Source organism: Nocardia thraciensis, from assembly GCF_054782435.1.
In genome coordinates, this window is record NZ_BAAGSM010000008.1 from 34,853 (window position 1) to 59,313 (window position 24,461).

Sequence of the window (24,461 nt, forward strand, 5' to 3'; positions counted from 1 at the left end):
CGTCGACGCTAACAGCACCGCCTCCGACCGATCCGCATTCTGTGGTAACTACCAGTATGCGGACAGTGGTACTCGAAGAATTCACAATGCGAGATCAGCGGAACCCGGATCGGCAATGCGCGCAATGAAACTCGCGCGCAAATACCATTGATCCACCGGGGCGTCGGGCTGCAGCCCGGTCAGCGCGGCGATGCGGTCCAGGCGGCGGCGCACGGCGCCCACCGAGATCCCGAGGCGGCGAGCCGCGGATTCGCGTTTGCACTGCGCGGCGAAAAAGGCCTCGACGGTCTCGAGCAATTCCGGTTCCTCGCGCAGCGGCTCGAGCAGCCCGCGCAGATGCCGGTTCGCCGGGCCAGGCTGGACGAGCTGGTATTCGCAGGCCAGCTCCCGGAAGCGATGCACCCCGGGGCCCCGGCGCAGACGCAGCGCCAGATCCAGCAGTTCGTGCGCGCGTTCGGCGCCACGCGGGATCCGCTCGGGCGCGGCCGTCACCACCGCCGCCGTGACCGGTGCGGCGGCGGCGCGACCGAGCCGATCGATCAGGTCGTCGAGCGGGCCATCCGCCGCCGCTGGCTCGCCCTCGGTCTCGGCGTGTACCGGAATCAGCAGCGTGCCGCCGTCGACGCTCAGCATCGACAGCACCCGCGCGCCGTCGCCGCGGCCGAGCTCCGCCTGCACGCGGCGCAGCTTTCGCCGCGCGACCACGCCCGCGTCGAGCAGGGGATCGCGCTCGTCCGGGTGCGGGCCCAGCGCGACGGCCACCACCAGGTAGGCGGCGGCGAGCTCGACTCCGTTGCGGCGCACCAGCATCGAGTCGGCGCAACCGGCCAGCAGCGCGGACGCCAGCGTGTGCGACGCGACCCGCTGCACACCGGTCATCGCCCGCACCTCGCTGGCGTATCCGCGCGCGATCGCGCTGGACAGTGTGCGCAGCGATTCGATCAGCACCAGGCCCGCGGCCGGCAGCCCCGCGGCGGTGCGGCGGCCCGCGGCGACGACCGGTTCGACGACGGCGGCGGCGCCCGCGTGCACCGCGTGCTGCAGCACCCCGATCGGCAGCTGCCGGTCCGCCCAGCGCGCCGCGATCCCCGCCAGCCGGGCCGCCGCGCGCTCCGGAACCGGCGTGCCGGTGCGAGCCGCCGCTACCACCGTCTCCATACAGCAGGAGACCACCGCGAGCAGATCGCTGCGTACGGCGGGATCCGAGCCGGGACGGTCGCCGAGCGGGGCGAGATCGAAACCGTCGACGATTTTCCGGGACAGCGCTTGATAATTCACGAGGGTCGGGGAGATATCGAGCGGGGCAATTCCGCGGTTCGCAATACCGTCCGTCACCGTCACGCCGCGACCCCCGATTGGGAACGTTCACCGAATCCGGCCGAGTTCCTTTGTGACACTTCCCTGACCGGGTGGGCGTCCATGACAAATCCCCGTTCGACGATGCGAGGGCATAATATTGCGCGGCGAAATTTCACCGATGCGACACTCTATCCCGAAGTTCCACAATGGGGATGGGCCGAAGTGCACAACGCTACGGATTGCCGTTGTGCAGTATCGCCCCGCGACACCGGGCAGCCTGCCCGCGGGCGCGGGCTCAGCCGCCCGCCACGCCGACGACGCGAATGATCTCCAATGCCAGCGCCACCTGTAGCGGCCGCTGTTCCAGTGGGCGCGGCAACAGGCCGCGGGCCCGGTCGAGCCGATGCACGATCGTATTGCGGTGGGTGAACAGCGAGCGCGCGGTCTGCGCGGTATTCGATCCCTCGTGCAGATAGACCCGAAGGGTCTCGCGCAGATCCGCGTCCGCGGAGATCAGATTTCCCAGGGTGCGCGTCACGAACTCGCGCGCCCGCTCCTCGTCGCCCCCGGTGGCCAGCGCGACGACCTCCACCTCGTCGTAGGTGGCCAGCCGCTCCCCCGACGGTAATCGCCGCATCAACCGTTGCGCCGCGACGGCATCCAGATGAGCCCGCCGAAGACCGGACATCCCGGCGCCCACCGTACCGATCGCCATCCGCACCCCGGCCGTACCGGCCAGCGACCGCCGCACCTCGGCCAGCGGCGGCAGCTGATCGACCGGCAGCCACACCCACAGCGTCGACGGGCTCGGCACGATGGTCAGCGGCTGCATCGAGCCCGCCGCCTGCACCAGCGCGTTGACCGCCAGCTCCAGCGGCTCCGGATCGGTGGGGTAGGAATCGTTCCAGACCACGGCCGCGAGATGGTGGCGGTCGAGTTCGTAGCGCAGCCGCTCCCCCGCCCGGCCCGCGCTGATCGGCGCGCCGCCGAGCAGCAGGTTGAGCGTCTCCATTCGCTCGGTGTGGTCGACATCGGCCAGGTTGCGGCGCTCGCGCTGGATCAGCTCGAAGACACCGGCGAGGGTGTCGTCGATGAACGCGAACACCGAACCCATGACGACATCGAGCAGTTCGCGCACCTCGTACGGGTCCGGGCTCAGGAAGAACGCCAGCTGCGCCCACTTCCGGATCGCCGCGTTCTGCCCGGCGTGGAAGTTGGTGACCAGCATCTCGTCGAACCCGTGCCGCACCACGTCGCGGGCGATGTTCACGTTCTCGGCCGAAAGATTCGGCGCCACAGGCATTCCGGGGGCGCCGAGGTTCGCCACGCACCAGTGCGTGAGGTTCGCCCGCACGCACGCGCGCACGGCCTCGGCCAGTCCCGGTTCGGCGGCGATGGCCGGGCTGGCGGCGGCCAGCGACGCGTCGTCCATCGCCTCGTACATCAGCTCGGGGTGGTCGAGCACCATCTCCACACCGGACCGGAGCAACTCCGCGACCCGCTCGGACGGCGGTTCCCAATACCGCGAGGTGAGACCGAAGGAATCGCCGCCCATCCTGCTCCTACCGATACCGTCGCTGCCGTCGGTCGGCCAGGCTACGACACAACCGCGGCGCCGGATACGCGCTGCGGCGTCGGCGGTGAACCTGCACAACGGGATCGCGCGACCGGCGGTGACCTCTCGGAACGGCCCGCGCGGTCGGACGACCGGTGCGACCTGCGGGCCATCGCCGTCCGACCGGAGGATGACCCCGACGCCGACCGTCGGGCGATGCGCGTCCGCCCGTCGCGTGACGAAGATCGAGAACATGAACAAGGGAACCTATGTCGGCCTCCAGGTCGCCGGAATGGTCGTCACTGTCGTCTTCGCCCAGGCCGCGCTGCGCCAGCTGTTCGACCACGAGAAGTCGCAGCTGTGGGGCGTATTCGACTGGATTCCGGGCGGCTGGTCGGTGCAGTTCGTCGTGCTGCTGCTGGTGACCGCGGTCGGCGTGCTGCTGGCGGGCTGGGCCAACGACAAGGTCAAACAGCACGGCGAGTGACACGCCGGAAAACCATTCGCGTGGGCACCGGCGCCGCCGGTTCACTGGGAGGCATGATCCCACTCGACACCCGGCCGCTGTTCCCGCGGGAACGGCGGGAACTGATCGACCTGCTCGGATCGCTCGCCCCCGCCGAGTGGGCGCAGCCGACGGTATGCCCCGGCTGGGCCGTGCGGGACGTGGCCGCGCACATCCTCAACGACTACCTGCGCCGCATCTCCGGCAGCCGCGACGGCCACGGCGGCGCCGTCTTCGCCGACGACGAGACCCTGCCCGCCTATCTCGCCCGGACCAACGACGAGTTCGTCCGCGCCATGCGGCAGTGCAGCCCGCGCACCATGATCGACCTGTTGCTGCACCTCGGCCCGCAGCTCGACGCGGTCTGGGCCGCAACGGATCTCGCGTCTTCCGCGACCCTGAACGTGTCGTGGGCGGGGCCCGGACCCAGCCCGGCGTGGCTCGATATCGCCCGCGACTACACGGAGTACTGGGTGCACCAGCAGCAGATCCGCGACGCGGTGTCCCGGCCCGGCGCCGACGAGGCGGCGCTGCTGCACCCGGTGCTCGCCACGTTCCTGCACGCGCTGCCCGTGGCACTCCACGACCGGATCCGTCCGGCGGGCACATCGGTGCTGTTCGAGATCACCGGCCCGGCGGGCGGTCGCTGGGCCGCGGTGAGCGACGGCAGCGCCTGGGAGCTGACGGCCGCACCCACCTCCGACCCCGACGCTTCGGTGCGCATGGATCCCGACACGGTCTGGCGACTGGCCAGCCGGGGCATCGGCATCGACGCGGCCCGGCGCCGCTCCACCCTCGACGGCGATCACGAACTCACCACCGCCGCAACAACACTGCTGGCAGTCGTGGCCTAGCACCCTGGTTCATCATCGCCGCCCCGACACCCTCCATCACCATCCCGACGCCGCCACTCTCCGAGATATTCTTTGACTGATCGCTCAGTTAATTGATATCGTGCCCGTATGGCCCGAACCCGAGATCCCGAGCGGGTCAGCGAACGCCGCCGCACGATCACCCGTGCGGCCACGCGCCTGTTCGCCGAGCACGGGTACGAGCGGACCACCGCGGCGCAGATCGCCAAGGCCGCCGGGCTGAGTCCGGGCAGCGTCTTCTACTACTTCCCGGACAAGGCCGCGGTGTTCCGGTCGATCTTCGAGGAGTCCGTCCCCGAGCACGCCGAGCTGATCGGCAGGCATATCGAGCGCACCGACTGCCCGGCCGCGATTCTCGACATCGTCGACGGACTCGCCGCGGAGGCCACCGATCCCGCCGCGCCCGGACTGCTGGTCGAACTGCTGCGCCGCCTCGATCACGACGCGGAACTGGAGACGGTGGTCGGCACCGACGTGACCCTCAGCACGCGGGCGCTGGCGAGCCTGCTGGAGCGCGGTATCGCGGCGGGGCAGATCGACCCCGGGCTGGCGCCGCAGGACACGGCCCGCTGGATCCTGTCGATCGTCGACGCCGCGTTCCTGAACATCGACCCCGCCAACCCCCACGATCCGCGCGCACTCGTGCACACCACAGTGTCGCGCCTACTTCGTCCCCCTGTCGAGGAGGCATCATGACCGACACATCACCGGCTACGGTACTGAAATTTCCCACCTTCTGGCTGTGGGTGTTCACCGTCGGCGGCCTGGCCCTGGGCTGCGGCGTCGGCTTCGCGCTGCCCGCCGTGGGCCAGTGGCTGCTCGACACCGTGGAGTCCGCGCCCGGCCCGGTCCGGGTGGCGATGAAGCTGCCGCCCGCGCTGTTGGTGCCGATCGCGTCGGTACTCGGAATCATCGGCGGCGCACTGCTTTTCGAGGTGGCGCGCAAGGAGTGCCCCACCCTGTCCATCGCCGACGACCATATCGAGCTGTCCCGCGACGACCGGGCCCGGTACATCGAACGCGGCGCCATCGGCGCCGTCTTCCGCGAGGGCCCTGACCTGGTGCTCACCGACCACCGCGACCTGCGGCTGGCCCGGTGCAAGGCGAGCGACCTGCGCGCCGCCGAGATCGCCCGCGCGTTCCGCGAGCACGGCTACCCCTGGCGGGACCGCGACGACCCCCTCGCCGAGCATTACGTCACCTGGGTCGACGGCAAGCCGGAGACCGGCGAGCAGGTCGATGCGCTGCTGCGCCGACGCCGCCGCGCCCTGGACGACGACAAGCCGGGTACCGTCGAGAAGGTCGAGGAGAAACTGACCGCGCTCGGTGTCGACGTCCGAGACCGCAAGGGCCGCCAGGAGATTCGCCTGACCGCATCAGCAGAGTAGGAGCGTCGCTGTGACGTCGACCAGAACCCATCCGTTCGACCTCGCTACCGGCCTCACCGCCCTGGGCGACGGCCGGTTCACCGGCCGGACCACCGCGCCCTACGCGAATATGGTCGGCCCGTTCGGCGGGATCACCGCCGCGACCCTGCTGCAGGCGATCATGGCGGATCCGAGGCATCTGGCCCAACCGGTCACCCTCACGGTCAATTTCGCGGGTCCGGTCTCCGACGGCCCGTTCGAGATCCAGGTGCAGCCGATGCGCACCAACCGCAACACCCAGCACTGGTCGCTGACGCTGACCCAGGACGACGAGGTGACCACCACCGCGACGGCCATTTTCGCCAACCGCCGGCCGACCTGGTCGCTCACCGAGGCCGTGCCTCCGCAGGCGCCGCCCGCGGAGGCGGTCGAACCGTCGCCGGTCCCGGATTTCATCGCGTGGGTGGACAACTACGAGATGCGCTTCGTCGAGGGCGGTATCGCCGATATCGGCCAGGGCCGCCCCGGGACCTCGACCAGCACCCTCTGGGTGCGCGACAAGCCCGCGCGCCCGCTGGACTATCCCGCGCTCACCGCGCTCAGCGACGTGTTCTTCCCGCGCGTCATGCACCGGCTCAGCCGCGTGATCCCGGCCGGGACGGTCTCGATGACCGTGTACTTCCACGCCACCCCCGACCAACTCGCGGCCCAGGCCGACCGGTACGTCCTGGCCACGGCCCGCGCCCAGCACTTCGGCACCGGCTTCTTCGACCAGACCGCCGAACTGTGGAGCCACGACCGCGACCTCCTGGTCACCACCCACCAGATCGTCTACTACAAGGACACGCCCTAGAAGGCCCGTGCCGGTCCGGTCGAGTTCCGTTGCGGTGCAGTGCGTTCGGGGTGCGCTACGGATCAGCCGGGCTCACTCGACGCGATCCGGGTGCGCCGTTCGCTCATGACGAGCGCGACCGCCGCCAGCAGGTAGAACGGCGACAGGAAGAACAGCGCCTCCGAGCCCGTGGCATCGCTGGCCTCGACCGCCGCCTTCCCGACATAGCCGTCGACCACGCCGAGCACCGCCAGCAGTGCGGCCGACCCGAGCACGCCCCGGCGCACGTACCCGCGCGGCAGCAGGAAGGCGACGGCGGGCAGCAGCACCGCCAGGCCGGACTCCGTGGCGTACTCGAGCCACTGATCGAGCAGCGGCGGCTGCCGGATTCCCACGGCGACGGACATCTCGAAACCGGACGTCGCATCGGTCGTCCACGCCTCGACGTCGGGCTCCGACGGGAACCGAGTGTTGAGCACCTGCGCGAGCCCCGCCACCACCAGAGCCGACACTCGCCAGAAGGCAGCGGACCGCCACCACCGCTCGAACCACGCCATCAGCCGCCGCCACATCTCATCGCCTCCCCAGCCCACCGAACAGCACGCACGCAGACCCTATTGCCCCCAACAGTTCCCGCACTGCCGGCACGTTCTCGCACCCCTTGCAACGCTTGTAGAGGGTGCGGGGACCGACGCGGGGTGCGCGAAGCTGGTGCTCTGCCGACCGGTAGGCCAGCTTATGGCAGGCGGCGCGGCTAGTCGGCGGGGTGGTAGGCGGCGCAAAAGGTTGCCACGGCTGCGGTGGCGATGGTGCGTAGGTCGGCGGGGCGTACGGGGCGGGTGCCCATGCGGGAGCGGTTCTCCAGGGGGGCGGTCAGGAGGGCGAGGAACTGCTCGGCCGCGACGGCGGGGTCTTCGATGCGCACCCGGCCGGACAGCGCCAGGCGGGCGAGGCGGTCGGCCAGGGCCTCGAGGGTGCGCACGCCGGTGCGCTCGCGAGCGAGTTCGATCAGCTCCGGCTGCGTGGCGGCCTGGCCGTAGCCGAGTCGGCGCAGGGCGCGCGAGCGCTCGTCGTTGCAGATGCGCAGCAGTCGGTACGCGACATCCTCGAGCGTCGCCCGCAGGCCGGCGCCGGGTTCGCGCAGGCGGTCGAGCGCGGCGACGCAGTCGGTTCCGACCGCGTCGGCGACCACGACCAGCGATTCCCGCAGCAGGCTGTGCTTATCGCTGAGATGGTTGTAGACCGTCGGCTTGGCGACGCCCGCCTCCGCGGCGATATCGGCCACGCACGCCTGCTCGAACCCCTGCCGCGCGAACACGGCGAACGCCGCGTCGAGAATCGCCTGCCGCTTGTCGATGCGGCCGCGCGCCCCCGCGCGCACCGTCTGCCCTGCTACCACCCCTGACAGCTTACCCGCCACCCTCACGACCTGAACCCGACGGTTCACTCTGTTGCGTATTTTGACAAAACCATACATACCACTAGTCTGAACTCACTGGTTCAATTCAAGGAGGTTTCACCTTGATAGTCAACGTGTTGCGTTTCCGATTCAAGGACTCCGCCGACGCCGACACGCGGGCATCGGTGCTGGCGGCCATGCGCCGGGCCGCGAGCATGGAATCGGTCTCGTTCGGCACGGTCGGCCAGGATCTCGGCGACCCCGCCGACGGATTCACGCACGCCTACCTGGCGGCCGTGGCGGATCTCGAGGCGCTGGAACGGTATCTGTACGACCCGGTGCACCTCGCCGTCGACACCGAGATCCTGCCCCACCTCGAGCGATTGTCACCGGTGCGGCTGTCCGACGATCCCGATCCCGGCCTGGCGCAGGCGATCACGCGCATGCACCTGCGGAAGGCGCACGCCTATCCCGAATGGCGCCGGATGCTCGCCGCGATCCCCGACACGCCGATCGACACCCGCTCCTGACCGCACCGACCGATTCGCCCACCGACACAAGGAGATTCTGTTGCCCGCCTACGTCTTCGTCGAAGCCACCAACCTCGACCTCGCCCGCGCCACCGAATACCGCCCGCTGGCGGAGGCGTCGATCGCTGCTTACGGCGGCCGCTACCTGACCCAGGGAGCCACCCCGGAGGTGGCCGAGGGCGGACAGTGGCCCTCCGGCCGGGTGGTGACCACTCTCGAATTCCCGGATATGAATCGCGTCCGGGAGTGGTACCACTCCCACGAATACCAGCACGCCAAATCCGTGCGCGAGGGCGCGATCGACCTGCGCCTGCTGTTCGTCGAGGGTGGCCGCGCGCCCGCCGCGTAGTCCCGACCGCCGCCCGGCGCTCGCCCACGGCGTCGACCGCGAGCTGTGCCGCGCCGCCGGAGCACTGCACAGGGCCTGCTGTTCGTCGAGGACGGCGCCCGGGGCCGCCACGTGGGGCGCCGGGATGTGGGTGCGCGGGCGCGGCGGACGGCTGCGCATCACCGCGGACCTGCCCCGCCGATCATGCCCGCGCAGCGTATCTATGCTGGCTGAATGACCAACCCGATGGTGACCGTGCCCGTCGACGTCGACTCGGTGACGACGGCCGGGCCCGAGGACGATCCGGCCGACGCGGGGATGTCGCGCGCCGTGGTCGAGTCCGTCTGGGCCGCGGTGCTCGACTGGTACCGACTGGGAACGACGCCCGCCATCCAGGTGTGCCTGCGGCGCAACGGGAGGATCGTGCTGAATCGGGCGATCGGGCACGCGCGCGGCAACGCACCGGGCGACGCCTCCGACGCCGAGAAGATCCCCGTGACCCCGGACATGCCGTTCTGCGGCTTCTCCACCGCCAAGGGCGTTTCGGCCACGGTGATGTTCATGCTCCTCGAACAGGGGGCCTTCGCACTGAACGACCCTGTGTGCCACTACATTCCGGAGTTCGCCGCGAACGGGAAGCAGGCGATCACGATCGGGGACGTGCTGTCGCATTCGGCGGGCATCCCCTTCATCACCCCGCCGTACAAGGGCGCCGACCTGGTGCTCGACGAGGAGCTGGCGGTCCGGGCCCTGGCCGACCTCACCCCCAGTTGGCGGCCGGGCCGGTTCCGGGTCTACCACGCGATGACCAGCGGTCTCATCCAGCGTCTGCTGGTGCAGCGGGCCACGGGCAAGCGCATGCGCGAGCATCTGGCCGAACAGGTCCTGGACCCGCTGGGCTTCCGGTGGACCACCTTCGGCGTGCGGGCCGAGGACGTCGACCTGGTCGTGCCCAGCGTGCGGACCGGACCGCCACCCGGGCGGGTGTGGAAGTTCTTGGCGCACAAGGCACTCGGCGGTGGACTGAGCGGTCCGGTATCCGAGGCGGACAACCGGGCGTTCCTCACCGCGGAGCTTCCCTCGGGCAACCTCGTCACCACCGCCTCCGAGCTGTCGAGGTTCTACGAAATCCTCTCGCGCGGTGGCGAACTCGACGGAGTGCGGATCATCCGGCCCGATACCCTGCGCGAGGCGGTGCGCCCGGCGAAATGGCTGCCGGGCGCCGCGGGGCGGGTCAGCCGGGCGGGCTTCGAACTGGGCGGGCGCCGGTCGAAGTTCGGCGCCCACACCGGATACCATTTCGGCCGTAGCGGTTTGACCACCCAGTACGGCTGGGCCGACCCCGAGCGCGGGCTGTCCGGCGCGATCCTGACCAGCGGCAAGGCGCCCACGGACGCCAACCGGCCGTGGCAGCTGGTCGCTCGGATCTCCGGCGCGACCGACCGCCTGGCGCCGGCCGACCGCCCCTTCTGACGTCTCGGCCGGTTCCGCCGAACTTTGGGACCCGAGGTAACGCGCCCCGCGAGCGACCTGGGAACGGCCACAACATTTCTCCCGACACTGGCGTTACCCCGCTGTGATGTTGTTGACTCGAAACCGGGTTTACGGTGTCGAGAGCGGGGTGCGATGAACTCGGAGCGCATGTCGCGGGGCCTGCTCACCGCGGCCACGGTGCTCGTCACCACCATGCTCGTCGCCGGTGTGGGCGCCCCCGGGTTCGCGGGAGCCGAACCCGTTGCGGGCGAACCGCTCACCGCGCCGAACGGCGCGCGCATCGATGATATTCGCGCGGTCTCCGACCGAATCCTCGATGTCGACGTGTACTCCGCCGCGATGAGTACCGTCACCCGGACCACCGTGCTGCGCGCCGTCGACCCGGACCGTCCCGCACCGACCTTCTACCTGCTCAACGGCGCCAACGGCGGATCCGACGGAAACTGGCTCGAGACCACCGATCTCGTCGAGTTCTTCCGCGACAAACAGGTCAATGTCGTGATCCCGTTCGGCGGTGCGGGCAGCTACTTCACCGACTGGCGCGCCGACGACCCGGTCCTGGGCCGCCAGCGGTGGGCCACGTTCCTCACCTACGAGCTGCCGCCGATCATCGACGCCGCCTTCCGCGGCAGCGGAGCCAACGCCATCGCCGGGCTCTCCATGGCCGGTACCTCGGTGTTCCAGTTGGCCATCGGCGCGCCCGAGATGTACCGGGCGATCGGCTCATACAGCGGCTGCGTGCGCACCAGCGACCCGCAGGGCCAGGCGATGGTGCAGGCCGTCGTCACCGGGCAGCGCGGCAACGCGCTCAACATGTGGGGCCCGCCCGGCGACCCGGCTTGGGCCGCCAACGATCCGTACCTGCACGCCGAGCGGTTGCGCGGCACCGCCGTCTACGTCTCCACCGGCAACGGACTGCCCGGGCCGTACGACAACCTCGACGGCGCCCGCGGCGATGTCGTACAGCTGATGTACCAGCTGTTCTTCGGCGCGCCGCTGGAGGCGGTCACCAATGTGTGCACCCGGCAGCTGCAGGAACGCCTGCGGCAGTTGAACGTTCCCGCCACCTTCGACTTCCGTCCCGCCGGGACCCACTCCTGGGGCTACTGGGAGGAGGATCTGCACAAGTCCTGGCCGATGTTCGAGGCGGCGCTCGCCGAATCCGATGCGACCGAGCCCACGGACCGCTGAATCCGCTCCGATTGCCCGGAAAGTCCCTGCGTCACAATGCGTTGGGCCGACTCACAACGATGCCATCCGACTTCTGTGTCATTCCGGAACGTTCCTGCGTTGGGTGGGACGGTCACGTTCTCGTCTGCGACAGTAGCGCCATTCGAACCCATTCCCCGGGTCGGGAATGACGTTTTCGACTGTCCGAAATCGGAGGATCTCAATGTCGGACATTGCCATTGCCGGTATCGGCTGTCGTTTTGCCGGTGACGCCGACGAGCAGGTCGCCAAGTATCTGGACGTGGTCGCGGCCGCGGCCTTCCCGCAGCCGGACGGCGCCGGGCGCGCCAAGGCGGCGGCCCACGACGCCTCGCGGATCGCGCGGATCAGGGCCGAACTGTCCGCCATGGACGTCGATGCGCACGGTCCGGCCGTGACCCGCATGCTCATCGCGGAGTTGGCCGAGATCATGCGCGTCGCACCGGATTCCATCGATCCGACGGTCCCCTTCTCCGATCTCGGACTGGACTCGCTGATGGCCGTCGAACTGGGCGCGCGAATCAGCAGAACATTCGGCATCGAACTGGTGTCGCTGCAGACGGGCCGGTCGTTCAACCTGACACAGGCCGGGACGAAGGTGGCGGCGCTGATCCTCGCCGGTGACGCGTCCGCGCGGGCGGGCCGCGGCCGGGAGGTGCGGCTGTGACGGAGGCCCGCACCCCCGCCTCGGCCACCACCCCGTCCGGCGACCTCGCCGCCTGGCTGGCGTTCGCCGGATGCCTCATCTCGGTCTTCATGCAGATGATCGACGTGACGATCGTGAATACCGCACTGCCGGACATCACCCGCGACCTGCGTGCCTCGCAGACGGCGCAGTTGCTGATGGTGGCGGGGTTCTCGCTGGCGTTCGCCTGCACCCTGCTCATCGCGGCCCGCATCGGCGCCCTCGTCGGCCGCCGCACCATGTTCCTGGCATCCGTGGCGGCCTTCACCGCCGCGTCGGTGTGGTGCGGAATATCGGATACCGCAACGGAACTGGTGATCGCCCGGGTGGCGCAGGGGGTCGCCGGGGCCGGGATGGCGGCCCAGACCATCGCCATTCTCACCGCCAGCTTTCCGCGCGAGCGCCATCAACTAGTCTTCGCGCTGTACGGGGCGACGGCGGGCTTCGCGGGCATGCTCGGGCCGATCGTGGGCGGCGTGCTCATCACCCTGAATATCGGCGGGCTGGGCTGGCATTCGATCTTCTGGATGAACGTGCCGCTCGGCCTGCTGGCGGCGGTGCTGGCCTACAGGTACCTGCATCTGGGCCGGGCGGCGGAGCGCGAGCGGCTCGACGTCGGCGGCGCGGCGCTGTCCACGGCGAGCCTGTTCCTGCTGCTGTCGGCGCTGGCCGACGTGCAGCAACGAGGTTGGCGGCCCGCGCATTTCGCGATGGTCGTCGCCGCGCTGGCGCTGGCGGCGGTGTTCGTGGCGCAGCAGCGCCGCCGCGAGCGGGACGGCCGCACCACGCTGGTGCGCCTGGACTTGTTCGCCGACCGCCGGTTCGCCGTCGGCTCGATCCTGGTGACGATCTTCTTCGGGCTGTTCACGGCCTTCGTGTTCACCGCCTCGATCCTGCTGCAGGACGTGCTGCACTGGTCGCCCCTGCGCACCGGCATCGCGATGACGCCCTTCGCGCTCGGCGCGGGCGCCGGGGCGCTGCTGTCGCCGGTGTTCATCCATTTCTGGGGCGTTCGCGCGCTGTCGGCCGGGGTCACGGTCTACGGCGGCTGCGTGGCCATCGCGGCCGGGTACCTCTACATCACCGACGGGAATGTCAGCCTGGCGCTGGCCGTGGCGCCGGTGTTCGTCTCCGGGTTCGGCATCGGGCTGTTCGGGGTGCCGCTGCAGCCGCTGATGCTGGCCGGACTGGACGAGCGCCGGATGGCGGAGGCGTCGGGCACGGTGCCCACCATCGAGCAGGTCGGCAACGCGGTGGGGCTGGCGGTGCTGAGTACGGTGTTCTTCCGCGCGCACACACTGACGGGGAGTATCACGATGCTCTCGGCGATCGCGGTGGTCGCCCTCGGGCTCGGGGTGCTCACCCTCGCGCTGCCCGGACCGCCGCGGAGCGCGTCCACGTAGGCTCAGCCGAAGGTGGAGCCCGCGGTCATCCCGCCGTCGGCCAGGAATTCGCCGCCCGTGCAGTAGCTCGACTCCGTGGAGGCCAGATAGACGACCAGGCCGGAGACCTCCTCGGGGGTGCCCAGCCGGGTCAGGGTGTTCTCGTTCGGATCCACGGTCATCGCGCCCGGCTGCGCACCGATCATCGGCGTCACGATGCCGCCCGGGTGCACGGAATTCACGCGCACGCCGTGCGGAGCCAGCTCCAGCGCCGCCGACTTGGTGAGCCCGCGCAGCCCGAACTTCGACGCCGTGTAGGCGTGCATGCCGGAGACGCCCTGCATGCCCGCGGCGGACGAGATGTTGACCACCGACGCCGGGCGAGCGGCCACGAGCGCATCGCGCGCCGCCGACAGGCCGAGGAACCCTCCGGTGAGATTCACGGCCAGTACCCGCTGCCACTGTGCCTCGGTGTAGCTACCGAGCGGACCGTCGTCGAGGATGCCCGCGTTGTTGACCAGCACGTTCAGCTTGCCGAACCGGTCCACCGCGGCGGCCACGGCCGTCTGCCAGTCCGCGGCGCGGGTGACGTCGAGCTCCGCGAAGGCCGCGCGCTCACCGAGTTCGTCGGCGAGCTGCTTGCCCGCGTCGACGGCGATATCGCCCAGCACCACGCTCGCGCCCTCGGCGATGAACGCGCGGGCATGTGAGGCGCCCATCCCCGATGCGGCACCGCTGATCAGGGCGACGCGTCCGGCGAGACGTCCGGTCATTTGTTCTCCTCTCACTCGGCCGGGCCGATCGGCTCGGGGGTACGGTCGGGGCGGTAGACGCAGCGGGTGCGGGTGTAGATCGTCGGCATGCACTCGTTGCAGTGGATGCACGCCGATTCCGTGGCAGCGTCGGATCGGATGCGGTGCAACAGATTCGGCTCGCGCAGCAGTGCCCGGCCCATGGCGACGAAGTCGAAGCCCTCCGCTCTCGCGGTGCGCATGGTCTCCAGATTCGTGATGCCGCCCAGCAGGATCAGCGGCATCGACAGCTCGCGGCGGAACTGGCGGGCCCGCTCCAGCAGATACGCCTCCCGGTACGGGTATTCCTTCAGGAAGGCCCGCCCGGCCAGGCGGAATCCCCAACGTGCCGGAGCCGGAAGCACTTTGGCGAACTCCCGCCGCGGCGCCGCGCCGTGGAACAGCAGCATCGGGTTGAGCAGCGAACTGCCCGCGGTCAATTCGAGGGCGTCCAGCGCCCCGTCGGCCTCCAGCCAGGCCGCGACCTGCAGCGACTCCGGCACGGTGAGACCACCCCGGACACCGTCCTCCATGTTCAACTTCGCCGTCACCGCCAGCCGGTCGCCCACGGCTTCGCGGACGGCGCAGGCGATCTCGCGTGCCAGCCGCGCCCGGCTGGCCGCCGACCCACCGTAGCCGTCGCGCCGCCGGTTCAGCAGCGGGCTCAGGAACGAACTCACCAGATAGTTGTGCCCGAAATGGATTTCGACCGCGTCGAACCCGGCCCGCTCGGCCAGGCGCGCGGCCTCCGCGTGCGCGGCCACGAGCCGCCGGATCTCGGCGGCGTCGGGAACCTTCATGGGGCGCATGCCCAATGGGCTGAACATCCGGCTGGGCGCGAGGGCGGGCGCCCGATTGGAGGCCGCGTTCGCGACCGGGCCCGCATGCCCGATCTGTGCGCTCGCGGCCGCGCCCCGCGCATGCACGGCGTCGGTCAGCTTCCGCAGTCCCGCAACGGCTTCCGGCCGCATCCACAGCTGGTGGCGGTCCGTGCGGCCACCCGGCGCGACGGCGCAGTAGGCGACGGTCGTGAGCCCCACCCCGCCCGCGGCGACCTCGCGGTGGAATTCGATCAGCTCGTCGGTGACGAGCGCGTCGGGCGTGCGGCCCTCGAACGTGGCCGCCTTGATCACCCTGTTGCGCAGCGTGATCGGGCCCAGGGTGGCCGGTGCGAAGACGTCGGTCATCGGTCGCCCCCGGACGGCGCGGTCAGCCCGGCCACCACGAAATCGCGCAGCGCGGCGACGGATTCGCGCGACAGCACCCGCTGCGCCCCGCCGAACCGCATGATGATCAGTTCGAATGCCAGCATCCACCGGCGTCCGCTCTCGGCGGCGTCGACGCCCGGCAGCAGCCCGGTCCAGGAGTCGATCCGGAACCAGGGCTGCTGCCACGCGCCGATGTGCCCGCCCAGCACGAACTGGGCCAGCAGCCGCAGGTGCAGGCGGCCCACGGGATCGGCGGACAGCTCGACGAACGGTTCGATCAGCGCCTCGACGAGTCGCGGGACCGGGGCGTGCGCCGTGGTCAGGGTGGACAGCCGGTCGGCCCACAGCGGCCCCAGCCGGTCCTCCAGCAGGGCCGACACCAGCGCGTCCTTGGATCCGAAGTGATAGTGCACCGCCGCCGGATTCGCCTGTGCCGCGGCACAGATGGCACGGACCGACACATCGTCGTACCGCTCGGTCAACAGCAATCGCTCGGCCGCGGCCAGCAGCCGCTCCCGGGTGCCCACGCCCGGTGCGACACGCGCCGTGTCGGTGACTCGCTCACTGCGCTCACTCATGGCTGCCAGTGAAGCACACGTTCAAACATTGTTTCAATCAATGATTGAATTCGCACCGCCATCCGACACGCGTACGACATCGGGCAGGCGCGGGATCTCGACACCCCTCCCCGCGATTCCCCGACTCTTACCCAGCAGGTAATCGCGTCGCTCGCCCGCCCAGAGGAAGCTCGAAACCATGGCAGACAACCAGGCGACGCGAAATCAAGCAGTGCACAGCCAGGCAGTGCACGACCGGACAGTGGCGAGCGCCGATCGTGGGCTGGCGACGGCGCTCCAGGCCCTGGCGGTCGGCCGCATCGTTCTGGGCGTCGGCTCCCTGGCCGCGCCCAGGCGGCTCGGGCGGTTGTTCGGCATGCGGCTGGCGCCCGAATCCGTCTATCTCACCCGCATCTTCGGCGCGCGGGCGCTGGCTCTCGGACTGGGATACCTGACCGCCTCCGACGGCGACCGCCGCCGGTGGCAGCGCCTGGCGCTGCTGGTCGACTTCCTCGACACCGCGCACGGAGCGGGGCATCTGGTGCGCGGCGATGTCCCGCGCACCGCGGCCGCGCCGCTGGTCACCATGACCGGCGGCTACCTGGCGATCGGCGCGGCCCGCCTCGCCCAGGACCTCCGCTGAGCGACCTCCGGCGGTAACCCCGCGCCCGAGCCCCGAGTTCCGGCATGTCTCCGGGCCACCGCAGCGGACTCACGGCGCATCGCATAGTCTGGGGCCCGCAATCGCGGCGGCGCCCGAGAAACCCCGGTTTACCTGGACAAACGACCGGCTCCGTCGCACCAGATGTCGATCATGAGGAGATCCGAATGCGATTCGTCAAGACCGGCGCCGTCGCGCTGGCTTTCGCCGGTGCGGCCGTCCTGGGGTCCGGCGTGGCCCACGCGGACGAGACCATCACCGTTACCGCGGAACTGCTCGGCTGCTCCATCCAGAATCAGGTCGGCGTCGACGCGCTGGCCGACGTCGAGCCCGGCACCTCGGTCACCGTCTCCAACGAGGTGTTCGCCGACCTGAAGGCCAAGGGCTGCCTGCCCGACTAGCGGTGACGACGCGGCCGTCGCCGGAATACAGAAGAGCCATGCCCACCGGCTCAGCGGGGGCGGCCGCCCGCCGGAGTGCCGCTGGCCGAGCGCATCCACCCGAAGGTCAGTTCCACGGCGCGCTGCCAGTTCTCGTATTCGCGCTCCCGATGCCCGGCGTCCATGCGCGGTACCCACTGTGCCGCGACTCGCCAATTCCCGCGCAGCCCTTGCAGATCCGGCCAGTAGCCGACGGCGAGCCCGGCCGCGTACGCCGCGCCCAGGGAGACCGTCTCGGAGACAAAGGGACGCATCACCGGCACGTCGAGCACGTCGGCGACGATCTGCATCAACAGGTTGTCCGAGGTCATGCCGCCGTCCACGCGCAGCGCCCGCACCCGCAGCCCGGAGTCGGCGTTCATCGCGTCGACCACCTCGCGGGTCTGCCAGGCCGTCGCCTCCAGCACCGCGCGCGCGATATGCCCCTTGGTGACGTAGGAGGTCAGCCCGATGAGCAGGCCGCGGGCATCGCTGCGCCAATGCGGGGCGTACAGGCCGGAGAACGCGGGCACCAGATAGCACCCGCCGTTGTCTTCCACTGTGCGAGCGAGGGTTTCGATCTCGGGCGCGGTGCCGACCAGCCCGATGTTGTCGCGCACCCACTGCACCAGCGAGCCGGTCATGGCCACCGGCCCCTCCAGCGCGTACACGGGCTCTTCCCCGATCTGATAGCCGATGGTGGTCAGCAGCCCGTGCTCGGACTGCACCAGCTCGCTGCCGGTGTTCATCATCAGGAAGGCGCCGGTTCCGTAGGTGCACTTGGTTTCCCCGCGGGCGAAACAGGTCTGGCCGAACAGCGCGGCGTGCTGGTCGCCCAGCGCGGCCGCGATCGGGATGCCCGGCACCAGGCTGCGGGTGCTCCCGAACGACGCCGTCGACGACTGGATCCGCGGCAGCATCGCCGCGGGAATTCCGAAGAACCGCAACAGCTCCGGATCCCAGGTGCGGGTGGCCAGATTCATCAGCAGGGTGCGGCTGGCATTGGTCACGTCGGTGACGTGCAGGCCGCCGTCGACGCCGCCGGTGAGATTCCAGACCAGCCAGCTCTCCATGGTGCCGAACAGCACATCGCCGCGCTCGGCCCGCTCCCTCAGCCCCGGCACGATATCCAGTAACCAGCGTAATCGGGGCGCGGCGAAGTAGGTGGCCAGCGGCAGGCCGCACAGTTCCCGGATCCGCTCCGCACCGGGCGCGGCCTCGAACTCCCGGACCAGATCCTCGGTGCGCACGTCCTGCCAGACGATGGCGCGGCCGACCGGCACGCCCGTGCGGCGGTCCCACACCACCGTGGTCTCGCGCTGGTTCGCGATCCCCACGGCCGCGATCTGTTCCGCCCCGATCCCGGAGTCCCGCAACACCTGCGGGATGATGCGCTCCACCGTGCGCCAGATCTCGGTGGCGTCCTGTTCGACCCAGCCCGGACGCGGATAGTGCTGCCGATGCTCGCGCTGCGCCACTCCCGCCAGGCGCGCGCGGTGATCGAACAGGATGCACCGGGTGGAGGTGGTGCCCTGATCGAGGGCCAGAACGTATCGCTGCGTCATCCGCGGCCGCTTCCTGTCGGGTATTCGGTTCGGGGACAGGGAGAGTGCAACACGCCGATCGGGCGAAACCGGCGAAACCGGCGAAACCTCCCGCATCCCACCGTCATTGCGCGCCGAGCTCCCGCGACACCGCCCGCGCCGCGTCGCGCACCTGCCGCACCGGCGCCGCCCGGAACCGCAGCCGGGCATCGCAGATCCGGTCGACGGGCCCCATGATGCCGACCGCGCCGACCACCAGCCCGCCGTGCGCCCGGATCGGCGCCGCGACGCCGGCCACCCCGGAACGGAACTCCTCGATCTCCCCCGCCCACCCGTCCTGGCGCACCCGCGCCAGCTCCCGGTCCAGCGCCGCCCGGTCCACCACGGTCCGGTGCGTCAGCGCGCTCAGCTCGCCGCCGCGCGCCCGCGCCGCCAGGTCCGCGTCGTAGGCCAGCAGCACCTTGCCCAGCGCGGTCGCGTGCGCGGGCAGCCGCTCGCCGACCTCGAGGGCCTGCTCGGTGTTGTCGGGACGGAAGACGTGGTGCACCACCAGGACGCCGCCGTCATCCCCCGCCCGCGCCGCGATCCGCACCGCCTCACCGGTCCGAGCCGCGAGCGCGTCGGCCCAGTTGATCGCCCGCGACCGCAGGTCGTTCGGGTCCAGGTAGCCGGTGCCTACCTTGCCCATGGCCGCGCCGAGCCGGTATTTGCCGGTGCCCGCGTCCTGCACGACGAACCCGACCCCCTGCAGGGTGCGCAGGATGCCGTGCGCGGTCGGCTTCGCCAGCCCGAGCGCGGCGGCGATATCGCCCACCCCGAGGCGGCCGGCGCGGGCGAGCAGTCGCAGGACGGCCGCCGCGCGCTCGATCGACTGAATCGGACCCGGCATGCACGCAACCTAACTCGCCTTCACGCTTTCGACGATGTCGAACACGCGCGCTGACCGGCGGCACCTATACCCACGGGGTGTGACCTGGGCCATATTCCTCACGACCGCCGTAGAGTAGCGACCAGCAAGATCAGGCTCCACCCCCGCGGTTCGACATTGTCGAATGGCTCCTATGTCCGGGTCGAAACCGCGACCGTACCGTCACATTCAGGACGGCCGCACGAGTGGCCGATGTCAGACGGAGGCTCAACGGTGAACTTCGGCGAGATATTTCTCAGCGAGGCCCTCGGCACGGGCGTACTGATCATTCTGGGTGCCGGTGTGGTCGCCAACGTGCTGCTGGCCAAGACCAAGGGCTTCGACGGCGGCTGGCTGCTGATCAACTTCGGGTGGGGCCTCGGCGTCTTCGGTGGCGTGTACGTCGCGTACAAGACCGGCGGCCACCTCAACCCGGCCGTCACGATCGGGATCCTGTCCAGCGGCGCGGACGAGTACGCGCCCGGGGTCGCCATCACCTTCGGCAATACGATCGCCTATCTGGGCGGCCAGATGCTCGGCGCGTTCCTCGGCGCGTGCATCGTGTACGTGGCCTACAAGAAGCATTTCGACGCCGAACCCGACGGCGCGAAGAAGCTCGGCGTCTTCTCCACCGCGCCCGAAATCCGTTCCTACGGCTGGAATTTCGCCACCGAGGTGATCGCCACCTTCGTGCTGGTGCTGGTCATCATCGGTATCGGCAAGACCCCGACCGGCCTCGGCCCGCTCGCGGCGGCACTGCTGGTCGTGGGCATCGGCGCGTCGCTCGGCGGCCCGACCGGGTACGCGATCAACCCGGCCCGCGACCTCGGCCCGCGACTGGCGCACGCCGTGCTGCCGGTGCAGAGCACGACACCCGCGCGGGTGCCCGCCGGGTCCGGCGCGCCCGCCGAAAACCCCGCACCGCAGCCCAAGAACAACGACTGGGCCTATGCCTGGGTGCCGGTGCTCGGCCCGCTGGTCGGCGGCGCGCTCGCGGGCCTGGTCTCCGCCATGGTCTTCTGAAACACGGTCTTCTGAACCTGTCGAACCACCCTCTCCCCCATCGTCTTTCCCGAAAGGAACCCGCGATGACCCGGTATGTCGGAGCCATCGACCAGGGCACCACCAGCACTCGCTTCATGGTGTTCGACCACGGCGGCAACGAGGTCGCCCGGTGGCAGCTGGAACACGAGCAGATCCTGCCGCGCGCGGGCTGGGTCGAACACAACCCGGCGGAGATCTGGGAGCGCACCAGCACCGTCATCAAAACCGCCCTGGCCAAGGCGGATCTGACCGCCGAGGACCTGGCCGCGGTCGGCGTCACCAACCAGCGCGAGACAACCATCGTGTGGAACAAGCGCACCGGACGCCCCTACTACAACGCCATCGTGTGGCAGGACACCCGCACCGACCGCATCGTCACCGAGCTGGAACGCGCCGGGCACGCCGACACCATCCGGCACAAGACCGGACTGCCGCCCGCCACGTACTTCTCCGGCGGCAAGCTGAAGTGGATTCTCGACAACGTTCCCGGCGTGCGCGAGGCGGCGGAGCGCGGCGACGCGCTCTTCGGCACCGCCGACACCTGGGTGCTGTGGAATCTCACCGGCGGCTCCCGCGGCGGCCACCACGTCACCGACGTCACCAACGCCAGCCGCACCATGCTGATGAATCTCGAGACCCTCGACTGGGACGACGAGCTGCTCGAGCTGTTCGGCGTGCCGCGCGCGATGCTGCCCGAGATCCAGCCGTCGGTGAATCCGGCGCTGTTCGGCACCACCACCGCCGACGGCCCGTTCCAGGCGGAGATCCCGGTGGCGGGCGTCGTCGGCGACCAGCAGGCCGCCACCGTCGGCCAGCTGTGCTTCCGGCCCGGCGAGGCCAAGAACACCTACGGCACCGGAAACTTCCTGCTGCTCAACACCGGTGAGGAGATCGTGCGCTCGCAGCACGGCCTGCTGACCACCGTCGCCTACCAGTTCGGCACCGGCAAGCCGGTGTACGCGCTGGAGGGCTCGATCGCGGTGACCGGTTCGGCCATCCAGTGGCTGCGCGACCAGCTGGGCATCATTTCCGGTGCGGCACAGAGCGAATCGCTGGCCCGCCAGGTCGAGGACAACGGCGGCGTCTACTTCGTGCCCGCGTTCTCCGGGCTGTTCGCGCCGTACTGGCGTTCGGACGCACGCGGCGTGATCGTCGGCCTGTCCCGCTACAGCACCAATGCCCATCTCGCCCGCGCCGCCCTGGAGGCCATCTGCTACCAGACGCGCGATGTCGTGGAGGCCATGGAGGCCGATTCCGGGGTCGAGCTGGACGTGCTGCGCGTGGACGGCGGCGTCACCGCAAACGAGCTGTGCATGCAGTTGCAGGCCGACTTCCTCGGCGTGCCGGTGTCGCGTCCGGTAGTCGCCGAGACCACCGCGCTGGGCGCCGCCTACGCCGCCGGGCTCGCCGTCGGGTTCTGGAAGAACGTCAGCGAGCTGGAACAGAATTGGCAGGAATCCAAGCGCTGGACGCCGACCTGGACCGACGAGCAGCGCGAGCGCGGTTATGCCCGCTGGAAGAAGGCCGTCTCGCGCACCCTCGACTGGGTCGACGTCGACGAGTGACCTATCACCGAGTACGAGAGAGAAATACCGCAGTGACAACACAATTGGATTCGCAGTACCGCGCCGACGGGCTGAACTCCCTGGGCCGCAAGGACATCGACGTCCTGGTGATCGGCGGCGGCGTGGTCGGCGCGGGCGCCGCGCTCGACGCCGCCGCCCGCGGGCTGACCACCGTCGTGGTGGAGGCCCGCGACTGGGCGGCCGGCACCTCGAGCCGCTCCAGCAAGCTCATCCACGGCGGCCTACGCTATCTGGAGCAGTTGGACTTCGCGCTGGTGCGGGAGGCGCTCAAGGAGCGCGGCCTGCTGCTGAACCGCCTGGCCCCGCATCTGGTGCGCCCGGTCTCGTTCCTGTTCCCGCTGCGACACCACTGGGAGCGCCCCTACATCGGCGCGGGCGTCGCGCTCTACGACACCCTCGGCGGGGCCCGCGCGCTGCCCATGCACAAACACCTGAGCCGCACGCGCGCACTGGAATTGGCGCCCGCGCTGCGGGCGGACGCCATGACCGGCGCCATCCGCTACTTCGACGCTCAGGTCGACGACGCGCGGCACACCATGATGCTCGCCCGCACCGCCGCCCAGCACGGCGCGACGGTGCTCACCCGGACGAGGGTGACCGGCCTACTCCGTGAGGGGGAGCAGGTCGTGGGGGCGACGGTGACCGATCTGGAGTCCGGCCGCACCCACGATGTGCGGGCCCGCAGCGTGATCAGCGCGACGGGCGTGTGGACCGACGAGATGAACGCCATGACCGGCGTGGATTTCCCGTTTCACGTGCGCATGTCCAAGGGCGTGCACATCATGGTGCCGCGCGAGCGGCTGAACCTGGGCGCCGGCCTGATCATGAAGACCGAGAAGAGCGTGCTGTTCGTGATCCCGTGGCGCGAACACTGGATCATCGGCACCACCGACACCGACTGGTCGCTGGACCGCAACCATCCGGTGGCCACCGCCACCGACGTGCGCTACATCCTCGATCATCTGAATTCGCTGCTGCGCGAACCGATCTCCGAGAACGACATCGTCGGCACCTACGCGGGTCTGCGCCCGCTGCTGTCCGGCGCCTCCAGCGACACCTCGAAGCTGTCACGCGAACACGCTGTGGCCGAACCGGTTCCGGGGCTGTTCGTGGTCGCGGGCGGCAAGTACACCACCTACCGGGTGATGGCCGCCGACGTGGTGGACGCCGCGGTGGCGGGCTTCGGCCAAGGGATGGCGCCGTCGGTCACGCAGAACCTGCCGCTGCTCGGCGCGGTCGGCTATCACGAGATGCTCGACGACGTCGAGGGTGTCGCGGCACGGGCCGGGCTGCCGGTGGAGACCGTCTCGCACCTGCTCGAACGCTACGGCGCGCTGACCACGGAGCTGATCGCAATGATCGACGCCGCACCGGAACTGGGCATGCCGCTGCCTGGCGCGGGCGAATATCTGAACGCGGAGGCCGTCTACGCCGTGACGCACGAGGGCGCCCTGCACCTCGACGACATCCTGACCCGCCGCACCCGCATCTCCATCGAGGTGCCCGACCGCGGCCTCACCGCGGCCGCGGCGGTGGCGGATCTGGTGGCCCCGCACCTGGGTTGGGACGAGCCCACCAAGGCCGCGGAGCTCGCCCGCTACCGCGACCGCGTGCAGGCGGAACTGGCGGCCAACGAGGCAACCGACGACGAGGCCGCGAATACCGCGCGGTTGGTCGCGGCGTCCTGAACCACGTGGGCGTACTCGTCGTCCTCACGAACGTCGAGTACGCCCGTCGTCCCGGCGAACGCCGGGACCGTATCGGATCCTGAAGCACGAACGGCACGACTCGATTCCGGAGTTCGCCGGAATGACAGGGCAGTTCGGTCTCGCGGAGACTCGCTCAGTTCACGGTGACGTTCAGCGTGAACTCCTGTGCCGGGGCCGCTCCCGGGCGCACCGAGACCATCGACAGCCGGACGGTGCCCGGGTTGGCGGCGGTGAAGGCCCACACCGAGGTGCCCGGGCCGGTGCCGAGCAGGTCGCCCGGGTTCGGCCGGAACTGCGGCTCGCCCTCCTGGTGCAGCACGTTCTCATCGGTCTCGGCGACCTGCCAGCGATAGCCGGTGGACGGGTTGTCCGGCAGCGCCACCACCAACTCGTTCCCGGCCGACAGCGTCACGGCCGTACCATTGGCGTCGGTACCGACCACCATCGGTTCCGCCACGGGCACAACGAGATTCGGCAGAGCGGGAGCCGGGGCCGCCACGGCCACCGCACTCGGGCCACCGGCGGCCAGCGCCAAGCCGAACACAACCATCAGAAAAGGTGTACGCACCACAATCCTT

At 70.2% G+C, this 24,461-nt stretch carries 26 protein-coding genes; 16 read left to right on the forward strand and 10 right to left on the reverse strand.

Annotated elements, in window-relative coordinates; genetic code table 11:
• Positions 1-81: 81 nt before the first annotated feature.
• Positions 82-1,335, reverse strand: a complete 1,254-nt coding sequence (locus tag ACYVLQ_RS02130; RefSeq protein ID WP_460695640.1) for a helix-turn-helix domain-containing protein — start codon at positions 1,333-1,335, stop codon at positions 82-84.
• A 259-nt stretch (positions 1,336-1,594) separates the two neighbouring features.
• Positions 1,595-2,854 (reverse strand): PucR family transcriptional regulator, encoded by a 1,260-nt coding sequence (locus tag ACYVLQ_RS02135; RefSeq protein ID WP_460695641.1) that lies wholly within the window; start codon positions 2,852-2,854, stop codon positions 1,595-1,597.
• A gap of 235 nt (positions 2,855-3,089) precedes the next feature.
• Here ACYVLQ_RS02135 and ACYVLQ_RS02140 point away from each other — a divergent pair, with 235 nt between their 5' ends.
• The 5 genes from ACYVLQ_RS02140 (at position 3,090) to ACYVLQ_RS02160 (ending at position 6,451) form a co-directional block, all read left to right on the forward strand.
• Positions 3,090-3,341 carry a hypothetical protein gene (locus ACYVLQ_RS02140; protein ID WP_460695642.1) on the forward strand — a complete coding sequence of 84 codons (252 nt, stop codon included), beginning with the start codon at positions 3,090-3,092 and terminating at the stop codon, positions 3,339-3,341.
• Between the two features lie 53 nt (positions 3,342-3,394).
• Positions 3,395-4,213, forward strand: a complete 819-nt coding sequence (locus ACYVLQ_RS02145) for a maleylpyruvate isomerase family mycothiol-dependent enzyme (RefSeq protein WP_460695643.1) — start codon at positions 3,395-3,397, stop codon at positions 4,211-4,213.
• A gap of 108 nt (positions 4,214-4,321) precedes the next feature.
• Entirely contained in the window at positions 4,322-4,927 is a 606-nt protein-coding gene (locus ACYVLQ_RS02150; RefSeq protein ID WP_460695644.1) for a TetR/AcrR family transcriptional regulator, read from the forward strand.
• On the forward strand, positions 4,924-5,619 hold the full coding sequence (locus tag ACYVLQ_RS02155; protein ID WP_460695645.1) for a YqeB family protein: 696 nt from the start codon (positions 4,924-4,926) through the stop codon (positions 5,617-5,619). The genes ACYVLQ_RS02150 and ACYVLQ_RS02155 overlap by 4 nt, the downstream gene beginning before the upstream one ends.
• 10 nt (positions 5,620-5,629) lie before the next feature.
• Positions 5,630-6,451: an acyl-CoA thioesterase gene (locus ACYVLQ_RS02160; RefSeq protein WP_460695646.1), complete on the forward strand. Its 822-nt coding sequence runs from the start codon at positions 5,630-5,632 to the stop codon at positions 6,449-6,451.
• 62 nt (positions 6,452-6,513) lie between these two features.
• Here the strand turns inward: ACYVLQ_RS02160 and ACYVLQ_RS02165 are convergent, their stop codons facing one another.
• Both ACYVLQ_RS02165 and ACYVLQ_RS02170 read right to left on the reverse strand, forming a co-directional pair.
• Positions 6,514-7,002 carry a hypothetical protein gene (locus ACYVLQ_RS02165; protein WP_460695647.1) on the reverse strand — a complete coding sequence of 163 codons (489 nt, stop codon included), beginning with the start codon at positions 7,000-7,002 and terminating at the stop codon, positions 6,514-6,516.
• Between the two features lie 182 nt (positions 7,003-7,184).
• Positions 7,185-7,829 carry a TetR/AcrR family transcriptional regulator gene (locus tag ACYVLQ_RS02170; RefSeq protein WP_460695648.1) on the reverse strand — a complete coding sequence of 215 codons (645 nt, stop codon included), beginning with the start codon at positions 7,827-7,829 and terminating at the stop codon, positions 7,185-7,187.
• A gap of 122 nt (positions 7,830-7,951) precedes the next feature.
• Between ACYVLQ_RS02170 and ACYVLQ_RS02175 the strand changes: the two genes are divergently transcribed.
• The 6 genes from ACYVLQ_RS02175 (at position 7,952) to ACYVLQ_RS02200 (ending at position 13,478) form a co-directional block, all read left to right on the forward strand.
• Positions 7,952-8,359 carry a Dabb family protein gene (locus ACYVLQ_RS02175; protein WP_460695649.1) on the forward strand — a complete coding sequence of 136 codons (408 nt, stop codon included), beginning with the start codon at positions 7,952-7,954 and terminating at the stop codon, positions 8,357-8,359.
• Positions 8,360-8,399: 40 nt separating this feature from the next.
• The gene (locus tag ACYVLQ_RS02180) at positions 8,400-8,708 is read left to right on the forward strand and encodes a DUF1330 domain-containing protein (protein ID WP_460695650.1); all 309 of its coding nucleotides are present in this window, start codon (positions 8,400-8,402) and stop codon (positions 8,706-8,708) included.
• A gap of 213 nt (positions 8,709-8,921) precedes the next feature.
• The gene (locus ACYVLQ_RS02185; RefSeq protein WP_460695651.1) at positions 8,922-10,160 is read left to right on the forward strand and encodes a serine hydrolase domain-containing protein; all 1,239 of its coding nucleotides are present in this window, start codon (positions 8,922-8,924) and stop codon (positions 10,158-10,160) included.
• A gap of 153 nt (positions 10,161-10,313) precedes the next feature.
• Positions 10,314-11,372, forward strand: a complete 1,059-nt coding sequence (locus ACYVLQ_RS02190; protein WP_460695652.1) for an alpha/beta hydrolase — start codon at positions 10,314-10,316, stop codon at positions 11,370-11,372.
• A 202-nt stretch (positions 11,373-11,574) separates the two neighbouring features.
• Complete coding sequence (locus ACYVLQ_RS02195; protein WP_460695653.1) at positions 11,575-12,057, forward strand: phosphopantetheine-binding protein; 483 nt, start codon at positions 11,575-11,577, stop codon at positions 12,055-12,057.
• On the forward strand, positions 12,054-13,478 hold the full coding sequence (locus ACYVLQ_RS02200) for an MFS transporter (RefSeq protein WP_460695654.1): 1,425 nt from the start codon (positions 12,054-12,056) through the stop codon (positions 13,476-13,478). The genes ACYVLQ_RS02195 and ACYVLQ_RS02200 overlap by 4 nt, the downstream gene beginning before the upstream one ends.
• Before the next feature lie 2 nt (positions 13,479-13,480).
• Here ACYVLQ_RS02200 and ACYVLQ_RS02205 read toward each other — a convergent pair whose 3' ends face one another.
• The 3 genes from ACYVLQ_RS02205 to ACYVLQ_RS02215 are packed head-to-tail and all read right to left on the reverse strand — an operon-like array spanning position 13,481 to position 16,034.
• Entirely contained in the window at positions 13,481-14,230 is a 750-nt protein-coding gene (locus tag ACYVLQ_RS02205; RefSeq protein WP_460695655.1) for an SDR family oxidoreductase, read from the reverse strand.
• A gap of 11 nt (positions 14,231-14,241) precedes the next feature.
• The gene (locus ACYVLQ_RS02210) at positions 14,242-15,435 is read right to left on the reverse strand and encodes an NADH:flavin oxidoreductase (protein WP_460695656.1); all 1,194 of its coding nucleotides are present in this window, start codon (positions 15,433-15,435) and stop codon (positions 14,242-14,244) included.
• Complete coding sequence (locus ACYVLQ_RS02215) at positions 15,432-16,034, reverse strand: TetR family transcriptional regulator (protein ID WP_460695657.1); 603 nt, start codon at positions 16,032-16,034, stop codon at positions 15,432-15,434. The genes ACYVLQ_RS02210 and ACYVLQ_RS02215 overlap by 4 nt, the downstream gene beginning before the upstream one ends.
• Before the next feature lie 178 nt (positions 16,035-16,212).
• Between ACYVLQ_RS02215 and ACYVLQ_RS02220 the strand changes: the two genes are divergently transcribed.
• On the forward strand, positions 16,213-16,656 hold the full coding sequence (locus ACYVLQ_RS02220) for a hypothetical protein (RefSeq protein ID WP_460695658.1): 444 nt from the start codon (positions 16,213-16,215) through the stop codon (positions 16,654-16,656).
• Between the two features lie 185 nt (positions 16,657-16,841).
• Positions 16,842-17,075 carry a hypothetical protein gene (locus tag ACYVLQ_RS02225; protein ID WP_460695659.1) on the forward strand — a complete coding sequence of 78 codons (234 nt, stop codon included), beginning with the start codon at positions 16,842-16,844 and terminating at the stop codon, positions 17,073-17,075.
• 50 nt (positions 17,076-17,125) lie between these two features.
• On the opposite strand, the gene glpK (ACYVLQ_RS02230) is transcribed toward ACYVLQ_RS02225, so the two are convergent.
• Positions 17,126-18,658 carry a glycerol kinase GlpK gene (gene glpK, locus ACYVLQ_RS02230; protein ID WP_460695660.1) on the reverse strand — a complete coding sequence of 511 codons (1,533 nt, stop codon included), beginning with the start codon at positions 18,656-18,658 and terminating at the stop codon, positions 17,126-17,128.
• Positions 18,659-18,761: 103 nt separating this feature from the next.
• The gene (locus ACYVLQ_RS02235; protein WP_460695661.1) at positions 18,762-19,526 is read right to left on the reverse strand and encodes an IclR family transcriptional regulator; all 765 of its coding nucleotides are present in this window, start codon (positions 19,524-19,526) and stop codon (positions 18,762-18,764) included.
• 252 nt (positions 19,527-19,778) lie between these two features.
• Between ACYVLQ_RS02235 and ACYVLQ_RS02240 the strand changes: the two genes are divergently transcribed.
• From ACYVLQ_RS02240 to ACYVLQ_RS02250, 3 genes are all read left to right on the forward strand, one after another.
• Complete coding sequence (locus ACYVLQ_RS02240) at positions 19,779-20,567, forward strand: MIP/aquaporin family protein (RefSeq protein WP_460695662.1); 789 nt, start codon at positions 19,779-19,781, stop codon at positions 20,565-20,567.
• 65 nt (positions 20,568-20,632) lie between these two features.
• On the forward strand, positions 20,633-22,153 hold the full coding sequence (gene glpK / locus ACYVLQ_RS02245; RefSeq protein ID WP_460695663.1) for a glycerol kinase GlpK: 1,521 nt from the start codon (positions 20,633-20,635) through the stop codon (positions 22,151-22,153).
• A 32-nt stretch (positions 22,154-22,185) separates the two neighbouring features.
• Complete coding sequence (locus ACYVLQ_RS02250) at positions 22,186-23,862, forward strand: glycerol-3-phosphate dehydrogenase/oxidase (protein WP_460695664.1); 1,677 nt, start codon at positions 22,186-22,188, stop codon at positions 23,860-23,862.
• Between the two features lie 154 nt (positions 23,863-24,016).
• On the opposite strand, the gene ACYVLQ_RS02255 is transcribed toward ACYVLQ_RS02250, so the two are convergent.
• Positions 24,017-24,451 (reverse strand): protease inhibitor I42 family protein, encoded by a 435-nt coding sequence (locus tag ACYVLQ_RS02255; RefSeq protein ID WP_460695665.1) that lies wholly within the window; start codon positions 24,449-24,451, stop codon positions 24,017-24,019.
• Positions 24,452-24,461: the final 10 nt, after the last annotated feature.